Below are 12,809 nucleotides of genomic sequence, written 5' to 3' on the forward strand. Positions count from 1 at the left end.
TGTCGGTGGTGGGTTCTAGCCTGGCGGCATGTCTTCGGTGCTCGACTCGCTGCGTTCCCTGGCCACGGTAGTGACCTCGGCGCTGCCGTGCGCCGCCGACCTCGGCTCCCTGTCTGCACCTGAGGAAGCGGAGGCGGCACGGGTGCTCGGCGGCATCCGCTCCGCGGTGGGCTCCTCCATTGCACTGCTGGCCGCCGACATCGACCGCAAATCCGCCCGCGAGCTCGGCACCGACGGACTCGCGCAGAAGAACGGGTTCACAGACGGCGCCGGGTTCCTGCAAGACCTCGTGGGCATCGAGCGGGGCGAAGCCGCCCGGCTGATCCGCGTCGGCGGCATGCTCGAGACCGCGGCAGAGGCCGAACCCGACGCCTCGCTCGGCGCCGATGATGCTCCCGATGCGCCGCCCGAGCCGCCTCAGACAATCGAATACCTCGCGGCTGTGGCAGGGGCATGGGACGCGCCGATCGCGGTCGCGCTCAAACATGGGTGGCTGACCGCATCCCAGGCCGACGGCCTGCGGCAGGGACTCCGCGTCCCACGGCCCGGGTTCGAGCCCGCCTGGCGCGGCGCGACCCTCGACCTCATCCGGGACTGCTGGACCGGCAGATGGTCGCCAGAAGGCCTCGCCCGCGCCGCCAAACGCATGAGGGCATCCCTGGACACGCACACGGCTGCGCAGGAAGCCCAACAGCGCTACGCGCAGCGTTCCTTCCGGCGCTTCATCCGCCACTCCGGGATGGTCCACTACGACATCGACCTCGACCCGGAATCCGACGCCCGCTTCTACGGCCCGGTCAAACAGCTCCTCTCCCCACGCTTCGGCGGACCCCGGTTCACCGCCGAAGACGACATCGCCGCCGCCAAGACGCTGGAAGACGATCCCCGGTCGAACGAGCAGCTCGCCGCCGACACCGTCATCGACCTCATTCAGAGAGCCGTCACGACCGACACCGGCGACCTGTTCAAGACGCATGAGCCCCACGTCACCATCGCCGTCACCACCACCGAGCTGCGCAAAGCCCGCGCCGCACAGGACGTGCTGTCCAAACACCACGCCGGCGACCACACCAGCTGCCCTGGCCCCGCCTTCGGCCTCACCTGCGACGGACCCGACCAGGGCATCGCCTTCCTCGACGGACGCGACGAAGCCATCACCGCCACCGACGCGCTCCGCATGATCTGCGACCGCGGCTACACACCCCTCTTCTTCGACGAAACCGGGCAGACCATCGACCTCGGCAAAGACCAGCGCTACTTCACCCGCACCCAACGCCGCGCCATCACCAAACGCGACGGCGGATGCATGTACCCCGGCTGCGACCGGCCCCCAGAAGACAGCGAATACCACCACATCAACCCCTGGGCCCTGCACCCCTCCCATCGGAAATCAGAAGTCCGCGACGGCATCCTGCTGTGCAGACGCCACCACAAACTCATCCACGACTTCGTCGCTCACGTCGAAAGACAACGCGGCGACTACTGGCTCCACTGGCCAGGCAAACCACCCCAACAACTCCACACCAAATCCGGGGTACAAGCCCTCATACGTGCCGAAAGAGCACGCACATGATCAAGCGCCGCCAGTCGACCCTTGAGCCAGCGACCGCTCTACGCATCGCCGTGCGGCGGCGTCGCTCGGGACATCCGCGCACTGGAATCCTCGCCGGCCTCGACTCCGGCCTCAGTCTCGACCGGCGCCGCCCCGATCGCTCGATTCGTCGGCGCGCCGACGGCGGCATCATGCGAGGGCGCGATGATGGCGGCCGCATCCTTGCTCGACTCGGTCGCTCGCGCGGGTGGCGATTCTGTCGCGGCCGTGACCACACCCGAGCGCAGCCGGCCGGCGGTCTTCGGGATCCAGGCCCAGAGCGCCGCCGCTGCGGCGAAGCCGACGACCGCGCTCACCTCGATGCCGATGGCAAGACCCGCCAGCGCCGTGATCGCCGACAGGATGACGGGGCCCAGGCCGCCGCCGGCGTCTGCCAGCTCGCGCCAGACGCCGAGGAACGTCGGCCGGCCGATCGCGGGGGACGTGTCGGCGCCGAGCGTCATCACGATGCCCGAGCCGATCCCGTTCCCGAAGCCCATGATCATGGCCACCAGCGCGAGGGTGGTGGCGCCATGGGTGAGCGGCATGAGTGCGAACGAGATGCCGAGCACGATGGTCGACGGCACGGCGACCCAGCGGCGGCCGTAGCGGTCCATCACCTTGCCGGCCGGGTAGAAGGTCAGCGCGTCGATCGCGCCGGCCACGCCGTAGATGATCGACGACGTCGAAGGGGCGAGCCCGAGATGCGCGGCCCACAGCGGGATGACGATCTGCCTGGTCTGCCTGATCGCCGACAAGAGCAGCACCCCCATGCCGAGCGTCAGGAACAGGCGTCGGTACTGCTTCACGATGCCGACGGTGGTGACGGATGCCGCGGCCGCTCGCCGCGACTCGCTGAGCTCCAGCTCGGGAACGCGATAGACGATCACGGCCGCTGCCACGATCGCGACCAGGGCGACGAAGTACGCGCCGTCGAGACCCCAGAAGTGCATGGCAGCCGCGCCGATGAACGGCCCGACGAAGACGCCGATGCGCATCGTGCCGCCGAGCGTCGAGAGGGCGCGGGCGCGCATGTGCGGCGGCACCATCTCGGTCAGGTACGACTGCCGCGCGAGGTTGTAGACCGAGCTCGCCGCTCCGATCAGCAGCACGCCGAACGAGTACGCGAGCAGCGAGAGCTCATGGTCGCTGAGATCGACGAGACAGAACGCGAGCCCGATGATCGTGATGCCCGAGGCGACGAGCATCGCGCGGCGTTCGCCGATGCGAGTGGCGAGGATGCCCGACGGGATGTTCGTCGCGATCGAGCCGATTCCGATCAGAGCAGCGACCAGTGCCGCGATCGAGGTGGTCGCCCCGCGGTCGATCGCACTCAGCGCGATGACGGGGAAGATCGCGCCCTCGGCGAGGCCGAACAGTGTCGCCGGACCGTACGCCGCGACCGCGACGGAGCGGAGGCGGAATTCTTCGGACACGGCAGTACCTATTGTCGCGCCGGTCCCCGCCCGGCGCGAGTCGTGCCGCGAAACGGCGAACAAGTCGCCGCTTCGCTCATGGCTGGCCCTCGCGCGCCGCGACGAGTGCGGCGCCCATGTCCCTGATGGTCTCGTCGAGCGGGCGCGGGCGCCAGCCGAGCAGTTCGCCGGCGTGCGCGGAACTCCCGCGCTTCTCGACGCCGATCTCGTTCGCGAGCGAGCGCGCCATGGGGGCGAACGGCGCGGCCGCGCGCACGACCCAGTCGGGCAGCAGCAGGGGCCGCTTGCCGAGAACGCCCGCGACATGCTTCATGCCCGTGAAGCCCGACACGGCGAGGAAGCGCTCGCCCGCGGCATCCGCACTCGTCATCGCCGCCAGCTCGAGAGCCGCCACGTCGCGCACATCGACGACGCCGAACTTCATGTCGGGCACGATCGGCGAGCGCTGCACGGTGCGCAGGATGAAGACGGAGGTGCCATCAGCCGCCCCAAGGGGCGGTCCGAAGATTCCGACCGGGTTGACGGAGACCACCTCGAGCTCCGGGTGCTCGGCCGCGAACTCCCAGGCTGCTCGCTCGGCGAGCGTCTTGGACTTCTGGTACGCGGTCACGCCGGGGGCGGCGACGTCGGTCCAGTCCTCCTCGGTGTACGGCTCGGGGTGGTCGCCGTGGCCGTACCCGATGGCCGCGAACGACGACGTGATGACGACCCGCTTGACACCCGCGGCGAGCGCGGCGCGCAGCACGCGGAGGGTGCCTTCGCGGGCCGGCGCGATGAGCTCGTTCTCGTCCCGCGGCTGCCCGGCGGGGTACGGGCTCGCCACATGAAGCACGTAGTCGACGCCCGCGACCGCCTCGCCCCAGCCGTCGTCGGACTGCAGGTCGGCGAGGGCGAACTCGAGCGGTGTATCCGACCGGGCACCGACAGCGGCGCGCAGGCCGTCCGCCCGAGCGAGGGAGCGCACAGTGGTTCGCACGCGGTAGCCCGCATCGAGGGCGGCCTTGACGACGTGCGCGCCGAGGTACCCCGTGCCGCCCGTCACCAGGACGAGGTCGCTCATGCGATCAAGATACGTCGCGCGGGCTCACCCCGACAACGGCAGTGCGCCGGACCGGCCGGGTGCACGGGCCTCGGCCTAGTAGCCCGACTCGCCCGTCGCCGCCGCGCCGGCGAGCAGCGCCCGCGCGCCCGAGACCCCGAGCCGCGTGGCCCCGGCGGCGATCATCGCGCGCGCCTGCTCGATCGTGCGCACCCCGCCAGAGGCCTTCACCCCGATCGACGGCCCGACGGTCTCGCGCATCAGTGCGACCGCGTGCTCGGTGGCGCCGCCGGTCGGGTGGAACCCGGTCGAGGTCTTCACGAAGTCGGCGCCGGCCGAGACCGCGGCCGTGCAGGCCGCCACGATCTCGTCGTCAGTGAGCGCCGACGACTCGATGATGACCTTGAGCACCGTGGGCGACGGCGCAGCGGCACGAACGGCGGCGATGTCGGACTCGACATAGGCGAAGTCGCCCTCCTTCGCGGCGCCGATATCGATGACCATGTCGATCTCGTCCGCACCGTTCCTGACGGCCTCCGCCGCCTCGACCGCCTTGACGGTCGAGCTGTGCTTTCCGCTCGGGAAGCCGCAGACGACCGCAACCTTGAGGTCGGCCTCGAGCGGCACCGACACGGGCAGCATCGACGGCGAGACGCAGACCGAATAGGTGCCGAGCTCGATCGCCTCTGCGATCAGCGCGGCGACGTCGGCGTGCGTCGCCTCGGGCTTGAGCAGGGTGAAGTCGATGTAGCGCGCGACCTCCGCCGCGGTGAGACCTGAGTCAGTCATGTTCCGATTCTGCCCTCTCCCACACCTGGCCGTAACGGACCAGCGGTTGCAGCGCGGTCAACAGGTCGCGCCCCTGCGCGGTCAGCACGTAGCGCACGGTCACCGGCGTCGTCGGCTCGACGACCCGGTCGATCAGGCCGGCGTGCTCGAGCTCCCTGAGCCTCAGCGCAAGCATCCGATCGGAAAGCCCGGAAACCGACCCGAGGATCTCGCTGAACCGCGCCGCCCCGCGCGCGATGCCGAGCATGATCGCGCTGCTCCAGCGGCGGCCGATCAGTTCGACCGTTCCCGCGGCCCGCCGGCATTCGTCGTCGTCGATCTGCTCCCACCCGGTGCGGAGCTCTTGATTGATGGTCACTTACCAATCGTAAGTCACTTATGCGTTCATTGCGGCACGCGATGAGAGAACGGATGCTTGGCCCATGCCCGATTACGGTCACCCGCTTCGCTTCGGAACCTTCATCACCCCCGTCAACTCGCCGGCGACGCGCGCGGTCGAGCTCGCCGTGCTCTCGGAAGAGCTCGGCTTCGACCTCGTCACCTTTCAGGACCACCCGTACCAGCCGAGCTTCCACGACACGTGGACGCTGCTCACCTGGGTCGCCGCGCGCACGCAGAGCATCCACCTGAGCGGCAACGTGATCAACTCGTCGCTGCGCCCGCCCGCGGTGCTGGCGCGCAGCGCGGCGAGCCTCGACCTGCTCTCGGGCGGCCGCTTCGAGCTCGGCCTCGGCGCGGGCGGTTTCCGCGAGGCCGTCGCCGCGATGGGCGGCCCCGACTGGACCCCCGGTGAGAGCGTCGACGCGCTCGGCGAGGCGATCGAGATCATCCGCGGCGTGTGGGACGCGGCCGAGCGGCGCCCGCTGCGCGTCGCAGGGGAGCGCTGGCGCGTCGACGGCGCGAAGCGCGGCCCCGCGCCGGCCCATGAGATCCCGATCTGGCTCGGCGCGCTCAAGCCGCGCATGCTGCGCCTCATCGGCCGCACGGGCGATGGCTGGCTTCCGAGCCTGCCCTACCTGCAGCCGGGCGACCTGCAGCGGGGCAACGCGACGATCGACGAGGCCGCACAGAAGGCGGGCCGTGACCCGCGCGAGATCGTGCGTCTGCTCAACGTCGGCCCGCAGAGCACCCCGGAAGAACTCGTCAGACTCGCGCTCGACGACGGCGTGAGCACCTTCATCTTCATGGGCGACGACCCCGACACGCTGCGCTACCTCGCGAGCGAGGTCGTGCCGGCGGTGCGCGACGGTGTCTCGGCGGGGCGCACGGCGGCAGGAACGGCGACCGCGGCACGCATCCGCTCTGCTCAGAATCGGGCGAAGCGGATGCCGGGCATCGACTACGACGGCCTGCCCGCCTCGCTCGTGGCGCGCGCCATCGAGCCGGGCGACACCGGGTACGGCCGCTACACCTCGGGCTATCTGCGCGGCGGTGCGCCCGGCCTGGTGCTGCGGCCGGAGACGACGAACGCGGTCGCGGATGCCGTGACCTTCGCCGCCCGCCATCGCGACCTTCCCCTCGGAATCTTCAGCGCCGGCCACGGCCTGTCGGGCCGCTCGCTCAACCGCGGCGGCCTCGTCATCGACCTCGGCGCCTTCAACCACGTCGAGGTGATCGACGAGGCGGCCGGCCGCGTGCGGATCGGGCCGGGCGCCCGCTGGCTCGACGTCGCCAGGTCGCTCGCCCCCCACGGGCTCGCGATCACGAGCGGCGACTACGGCGGGGTCGGGGTCGGCGGCCTCGCCACCGCAGGCGGCGTCGGCTGGTTCGCCCGCGAGCACGGGCTGACGATCGACCATCTGCGCTCGGTCGACGTGGTGCTCGCGAGCGGCGAGCTCGTCTCGGCGAGCGCGACGCAGCACCCCGAGCTGTTCTGGGCGATGCGGGGAGCCGGCGCCAACTTCGGCATCGCCGTCTCATTCGAGTTCGAGGCGCAGCGCGTGGGCCGGCTCGGCTTCGCGCAGCTCGCGTTCGACGCGAGCGATACCGCGGGATTCCTGACGCGATGGGGCGAGGCCATCGAGGCATCCGATCGCCGGCTCACCGGGTCGGTGATCCTGGGAGGCCGCCAGGGCGGCGCTCGCTACGCGCAGGCCATGATCGCCGTCGACAGCGACGACCCCGACACCATCGTCGAGCTGCTGCAGCCGATCGCCGAGATCGCGCCGCTCGTGGACCAGTCGGTGGCCCTCACGAGCTACGACCAGATCATGGGCGCGTTCGTCGACGAGAGTTCCCCGCAGCAGGCGCAGGGCGAGCCGCTCAGCCACTCGGGACTCATCGAGCACCTGACCCCCGAATTCGCGGCCGCGACGGAGGCGCTGCTCGACGCGGGCGCCAGCTACTTCTTCCAACTGCGCGCGGTCGGCGGGGCCGTGGCCGACGTGCCCGCCGATGCGACCGCGTACGGCTGGCGCGACGCGAACTTCTCGGTCGCCGCGTTCGGCACCCGCTCGTCAGGGCTCGACGAGTGGTGGCGCCGCCTCGAGCCGCACTTCGAGGGCATGTACCTGAGCTTCGAGACCGACACCGGTCCCGCCGCCCTCGCGCGCGCCTTTCCGCCTGCGCACCTCGAGAGGCTGCACGAACTGAAGCTGCGCTACGACCCCACGGGCCTGTTCCGCGACAACTTCTTCATCGCCCCTGCCGAGCCCGAGGAAAAGGTGGCCTAAATACGGAATAGCTACTTAGCCTCCTGAGTTGGAAGGAACTATCTAGGCCGATAGGGCTCACCCACCTTCTGACGGGACGACCGATGAACCGCATCGCACGCACGCTGCCCCGCGCAGCCTCGTACTGGACAGCAGCAGCCGTCGCAGCCATCGCACTGTGGACGAGCGGCGCCCCCAGCACCACCTACCCGCTCTACGAGGCGCAGTGGCACGTGACCGCGGCGATCACGACCACGATCTTCGCGGTCTACCCCCTCACCCTCGTGATCGTGCTGCTCGTCTTCGGCGATCTGGCCGACCACATCGGGCGCCGCGCCGCGATCCTGCTGGGCCTCGCCGCGATGCTCATCGGAACGCTGCTCTTCGCCGTCGCGCCGAATATCGCGCTGGTGTTCGTCGGACGGGCCTTCATGGGCGTCGGCGTGGGCCTCGCGCTCAGCCCGGCCTCGGCCGCCGTGGTCGAGTTCAGCAGGCCCGGCCGCGAGCGCTCGGCAGGCTCGGTGACCACCGCCTCGACCGCCCTCGGCCTCGTGTTCGCCACACTCATCGGCGGCGCGCTGATCCAGTACGCGCCGTTCCCGCTGCACCTCGACTTCTGGGTGCTCGTCATCGCGATCGCGGCCGTCGGCGTCGGCGTCTGGTTCCTGCCCCGGCACACGCCTGACGAGTCGCGGGGACCGTGGCGCCCCCGCGGGGTGGCCGTCGCCCCCAGCATCCGTCTGCTCTATGTCGTCGCCGCGCTGGCCGTGAGCGTCGCGTACATGTTCGGGTCCGTGTTCCTGGCACTCGGCGCGCAGATCGCCGAGGAGATCACGGCGACGCGCAACGTGTTCGTGGTCGGCGCGATCCTCGCGATCATGTCTGCCATCATCGGCGTCACGGCGATCGCGACCCGCTCGGTGCGCCCGCAGCTCTTGATCGCGATCGGCAGCGTCGTCACGCTCGTCGCGTTCGGCTTCCTGCTCGACTCGGCCTTCAGCGGCTCGCTGCAGGTGTTCATGGTGACCACGCTGGTCTCGGGCGCCGCCTACGCGCTGATGTTTGCCGGCGGCCTCGGACTGATCGGCCAGAACGCCCCGGCGCACCACCGCGCGGGCACCATCTCCGCCGTCTACCTGGTCGCCTACATCCTGCAGGGTGCGGCCGCGATCGCACTCGGCCTGGTCGCCACGGCGTCCGGGCTGCGCACCGCGCTCGAGCTCGGCGCCGTCGTGGTCAGCGTCTTCGCGATCGCCGCGCTGGTGGCGACCCAGGTGCTGCGCGTGCGCGATCGAGTAGAACAGCGGGTGACGGATGCCGCAGTACCGGTGTCCGCCCTCGAGGAGTGACGATGCCCAGCCAAGAGACCGCGCACGCCGAACGCGTCTACAACTCGACCTGCACGATCGCGCGCAGCCTCGATGTCATCGGAGCGCGCTGGAGCCTGCTGATCCTGCGCGAGGCCGTGAACGGCATCACCCGGTTCGCGGACTTCCGCGAGCTGCTCGGAGTCGCCCCCGACGTGCTCAGCGACCGGCTCGCCTCGCTCGTCGAGGCCGGACTGCTCGAGAAGCAGCGCTACCAGGCGCCCGGCGAGCGCCCCCGCGACGAGTACGTTCTCACCCAGCGCGGCCGCGACCTGAAGCTCGTGATGGCCGCCCTGCACGACTGGGGCGACGTCCACGTTCCGTCCGAGTTCGGGGTCACCACCACGCGCCGCCGCATCTCGGACGACGCGGAGGTGCATGTCGCATTCGTCGACGCCGAGGGCCACGTCGTGCCGCCCGACGAGGTGTATTCGGCGCCCCGCCCCGGCACGCCGGCTGAGACGTTTTTCGAGCGTCGCAGCGAGCTGCGGGAGCGCGCGGCAGCGACCCGCTAGGCGAAGTTGCCGGTCGCGGCGAGCGGTTGGCCGATCCGCGGCTCGTACTGGTCGAAGTACACGCGCGCGATCAGCTCCCGCCGGCTGCGCACGTCGAGCTTCTCGAAGATCGCCTTCAGATGGTCCTGCACGGTGTACGCCGACACGTGCAGGGCCTGCGCGATCTCCTTCGTGTCGACCCCGCGCAGCACGAGCTGCGTCACGTCGCGCTCGCGCGGCGTCAGGTCGAACGCGCTGACGACGAGCTCGACGATCTCGGGCGGCCGCGCCTCCTCGATCGTGATCACGACATCGCCGGCGCGGTCGCCGAAGCCCGGCAGCGGCGAGGCGTGCAGCAGCAGCCACATGCCGTCGGCGGCGCGCACCCGGATGCGGGGCGCAGGCGTCACCTCGCCCCGCAGCTGGCGGCGGGCCGTGCCGACGAGCGCGAGCAGCACGCCCATCGGGTCGGCGAAGTGGTCGACCGAGCGCAGCTGCTCGAGCCGCGCCGCAGCGCCGGGGCTCAGTTGGGCGATCTCGTCGGACGCGTCGATGACGATGACCGCGGGGCCGGCGTCAGCGGGCGGCGTCGAGTCCGCGATGCGGGTCAGGATGCCGCCGCGGACGCCCCGCGCGAAGAATCCCGACAGCGACTCGATGAACTCCAGGTCGTCAGCACTGAACGTCGGGTCGTCCGGTCCGCGGAAGATCGAGATCGAACCCCAGAAGGTGCGGCCTTCGCGGTACAGCATCCGCAATTCGTCGTAGTAGCCGTAGATCGGCTTCATCAGCCTGCCCATGCGCACCGAGCGCTCGACCTCGCCCTGCGTCGCGAGGTCCATGGCGACGCCGGTGCGGCCCGCCTCGAACAGCGCGCGGAACGTCGTCGTCTCGTCGGAGTCGTACTCGATCTGCCCGAACACGCCGTCGTGGTCGTTGTTGTCGGCGAGGTCGCCGAACTTGCGCGCGCTCGTGAGCAGATGGGTGGCAGGGTCGTGCGTGCCGACGCACGCGGCGACGTGCGGCACCGCCCGCGCCAGCGAATCGACGGCCTCGCTGAGGAACACCTCGAGCTCGAGGCCCGCGCGCGCGAGGACCTCGATGTCGCCGCGTGTGCGCTCGGCGACAAGTGACTGTTGCATGAATGCCAGTGTGCGCCTGAAACTGAGGAATGCCCATCCCAGATGTCTGGGAGGGCGAACTGCCCCGCCGCGCGGGATGGTGACGGATGCCTCGCCCTGACGATCCTTGACCGCGGCGCCTCGCTGCGCCTCCCCTTCCGTCTCACCCGAACCCCGTCAAGGAACCCACCCATGTCTGACCACCTCACCTCCGTGCGCCCCGCGGCGCTCGACCGCAGCCTCTGCGACGGCCGCATCTGGTTGCCCGGAGACCCCGGATATGACGAGCGCCGCCTCGGCTGGCAGCTCGCCGCCGAGCTGCGGCCCGCCGCGATCGTCTTCCCGCACACCGTCGACGAGGTCATCGCCGTCGTGCGCGCCGCCGTCGCGGCCGGGCTGCGCATCGCACCGCAGAGCACCGGCCACGGCGCCGCGTCCCTCGCCGAACAGGATCTCTCGAGCACGGTCATCGTGCGCCTTTCCGAGTTCACAGGAGTCACGATCGACGCGGCGGCCGCCACGGCGCGCGTCGTCGGCGGCACCCTCTGGCAGGACGTGATCGAGGCCGCCGCCCCGTTCGGCTTCACCGCCCTGCACGGCAGCGCGGGCGACGTCGCGGTCGCAGGCTTCGCGCTGAGCGGCGGCGTCTCGTTCTACGGACGCGAGCACGGGCTCGCCGCGAACTCAGTGCGCGCCGTCGAGCTCGTCACCGCATCGGGCGAGCTGCTGCGGGCGAGCGCCGATGAGAACGCCGGCCTGTTCTGGGCGGTGCGCGGCGGCGGCGGCAACCTCGGCGTCGTCACGGCGGTCGAGATCGAGCTGCTGCCGATCGCCGACATCTACGCCGGCATGCTGCTGTGGGACCGCTCGCACGCGTCTGACGTTTTGCGCGCGTGGCGCGATTGGGCGGCGGATGCCCCGGAGCAGGTCACGACGTCCTTCCGCGTCATCTCGTTCCCACCGCTTCCCCAGCTGCCGCCGTTCCTGGCCGGCCGCGACCTCGTCATCATCGACGGCGCGGTGCACACGGACAACACGGATGCCGAGCGCATCCTCGCGCCGCTGCGCGCGCTCGAGCCTGAGCTCGACACCTTCGCGCGGATTCCCGCCCCCGCCCTGACCGCCGTTCACATGGACCCGCCAGAGCCCGCGGGCGCCGTCAGCGACCACCGCGTGCTGTCGACCCTCTCGGACGACGCAGTCGCCGCCCTGCTGGACCTCGTCGGGCCCGGCACGAGGTCCGGGCTGTTCATGGCCGAGTTGCGTCAGCTCGGCGGCGCGCTCGGCCGCCGACCGGCAGACGGGGGAGCGGTCGCCTCGATCGAGGGCGAGTTCGCCCTGCTCGCCCTGGCGATGACCCCCGTGCCCGAGGCCGTCGCGCCCGGGCTGCTCGCCGCCCGTCGGCTGTGCGCGGCGCTCGAGCCGTGGGCCCTCCCCGCGCAACTGCTGACCTTCAGCGAGACGCTCGGTGACGGCAGCGTTCTGTTCGGCTCGGCGCGCGAGCGGCTCGCCTACGAATCGCTGCAGGTCGACCCGCGCGGGGTCTTCCAGGCCAATCACCCGATTCGGTGATCTTCGCGGGGGGTGGAGGTGTTCGGCATCCGTTTTCGTAATATTTCTAGATCATCTGGAATACAGAGCAGTTGAATGCAATTGCATGTTTCGACGGGGCAGCAGCCCCGCCCACCAGATTTCTAGGAGTACGAGCCATGACCGACACGATCACCATCCCCGGCTACCGCGCCGGCACCTGGGTCGTCGACCCGACCCACACCGAGGTGGGCTTCAGCGTCCGCCACCTCATGATCGCGAAGGTGCGCGGCAAGTTCGAGAAGTTCGAGGCGACCTTCGTCACCGCCGAGAACCCTCTCGAGTCGTCCGTCACCGCCAAGGCCGAGGTGGCCTCGGTCAACACGAACGAGCCGAACCGCGACAACCACCTGCGCACCGGCGACTTCTTCGAGGCCGCGCAGTTCCCCTTCATCGAGTTCGTCTCGACCGGCGTGCGCGCCGACGGCGACGACTTCAAGATCGACGGCGACCTGACCATCAAGGGCACGACCAAGCCGGTGACCTTCGACTTCGAGTTCTCCGGGTTCCAGACGGACCCCTACGGCAACTACAAGGCCGGCGCGACCGCGACGGCCAAGATCAAGCGCGAGGACTGGGGCCTGACCTACAACGCGGCGCTCGAGGGCGGCGGCGTGCTGATCGGCTCAGAGGTCACGATCACGATCGAGATCGAGGCCGCGCTGCAGGCGTAGGCCCGCGCGCACAACTCCTGATCGATTCCGCATGGCGCGGGGCGATCCGCGGAACTT

General features: G+C 70.5%; 11 protein-coding genes. 6 read left to right on the forward strand and 5 right to left on the reverse strand.

All coding sequences use genetic code 11. The annotated features are described in order from the left end of the window. Positions 1–37 precede the first annotated feature (37 nt). Positions 38–1,573: an HNH endonuclease signature motif containing protein gene (locus D7I44_RS08025; protein WP_162940144.1), complete on the forward strand. Its 1,536-nt coding sequence runs from the start codon at positions 38–40 to the stop codon at positions 1,571–1,573. A 38-nt stretch (positions 1,574–1,611) separates the two neighbouring features. Here the strand turns inward: D7I44_RS08025 and D7I44_RS08030 are convergent, their stop codons facing one another. From D7I44_RS08030 to D7I44_RS08045, 4 genes are all read right to left on the reverse strand, one after another. Then, positions 1,612–3,027 carry an MFS transporter gene (locus D7I44_RS08030; protein WP_120789019.1) on the reverse strand — a complete coding sequence of 472 codons (1,416 nt, stop codon included), beginning with the start codon at positions 3,025–3,027 and terminating at the stop codon, positions 1,612–1,614. A gap of 76 nt (positions 3,028–3,103) precedes the next feature. After that, entirely contained in the window at positions 3,104–4,087 is a 984-nt protein-coding gene (locus D7I44_RS08035) for an SDR family oxidoreductase (protein WP_120789020.1), read from the reverse strand. A 75-nt stretch (positions 4,088–4,162) separates the two neighbouring features. Next, positions 4,163–4,855 carry a deoxyribose-phosphate aldolase gene (gene deoC / locus D7I44_RS08040; RefSeq protein WP_120789021.1) on the reverse strand — a complete coding sequence of 231 codons (693 nt, stop codon included), beginning with the start codon at positions 4,853–4,855 and terminating at the stop codon, positions 4,163–4,165. Next, a complete protein-coding gene (locus tag D7I44_RS08045; RefSeq protein WP_245980131.1) occupies positions 4,848–5,213 on the reverse strand; it encodes a winged helix-turn-helix transcriptional regulator in 366 nt (121 codons plus the stop codon). Before D7I44_RS08045 ends, deoC begins: the two co-directional genes overlap by 8 nt. A 64-nt stretch (positions 5,214–5,277) precedes the next feature. Here D7I44_RS08045 and D7I44_RS08050 point away from each other — a divergent pair, with 64 nt between their 5' ends. The 3 genes from D7I44_RS08050 to D7I44_RS08060 all read left to right on the forward strand — a co-directional run bounded on the left by D7I44_RS08050 (position 5,278) and on the right by D7I44_RS08060 (position 9,388). After that, positions 5,278–7,527: an LLM class flavin-dependent oxidoreductase gene (locus tag D7I44_RS08050; RefSeq protein WP_120789022.1), complete on the forward strand. Its 2,250-nt coding sequence runs from the start codon at positions 5,278–5,280 to the stop codon at positions 7,525–7,527. An 83-nt stretch (positions 7,528–7,610) separates the two neighbouring features. Further along, a complete protein-coding gene (locus D7I44_RS08055) occupies positions 7,611–8,855 on the forward strand; it encodes an MFS transporter (protein WP_120789023.1) in 1,245 nt (414 codons plus the stop codon). A gap of 2 nt (positions 8,856–8,857) precedes the next feature. Beyond that, positions 8,858–9,388, forward strand: coding sequence for a winged helix-turn-helix transcriptional regulator (locus D7I44_RS08060; RefSeq protein ID WP_120789024.1), 531 nt, complete (start codon positions 8,858–8,860; stop codon positions 9,386–9,388). Here D7I44_RS08060 and D7I44_RS08065 read toward each other — a convergent pair. After that, positions 9,385–10,509, reverse strand: a complete 1,125-nt coding sequence (locus D7I44_RS08065) for a helix-turn-helix transcriptional regulator (RefSeq protein WP_120789025.1) — start codon at positions 10,507–10,509, stop codon at positions 9,385–9,387. The genes D7I44_RS08060 and D7I44_RS08065 overlap by 4 nt on opposite strands. Positions 10,510–10,680: 171 nt before the next feature. Here D7I44_RS08065 and D7I44_RS08070 point away from each other — a divergent pair, with 171 nt between their 5' ends. Next, the gene (locus D7I44_RS08070) at positions 10,681–12,060 is read left to right on the forward strand and encodes an FAD-binding oxidoreductase (protein WP_120789026.1); all 1,380 of its coding nucleotides are present in this window, start codon (positions 10,681–10,683) and stop codon (positions 12,058–12,060) included. 137 nt (positions 12,061–12,197) lie between these two features. Beyond that, positions 12,198–12,752 (forward strand): YceI family protein, encoded by a 555-nt coding sequence (locus tag D7I44_RS08075; protein WP_120789027.1) that lies wholly within the window; start codon positions 12,198–12,200, stop codon positions 12,750–12,752. Positions 12,753–12,809: the final 57 nt, after the last annotated feature.

It is taken from the genome of Gryllotalpicola protaetiae (assembly GCF_003627055.1).
In the GTDB taxonomy this organism is placed as follows: Bacteria; Actinomycetota; Actinomycetes; order Actinomycetales; family Microbacteriaceae; genus Gryllotalpicola; species Gryllotalpicola protaetiae.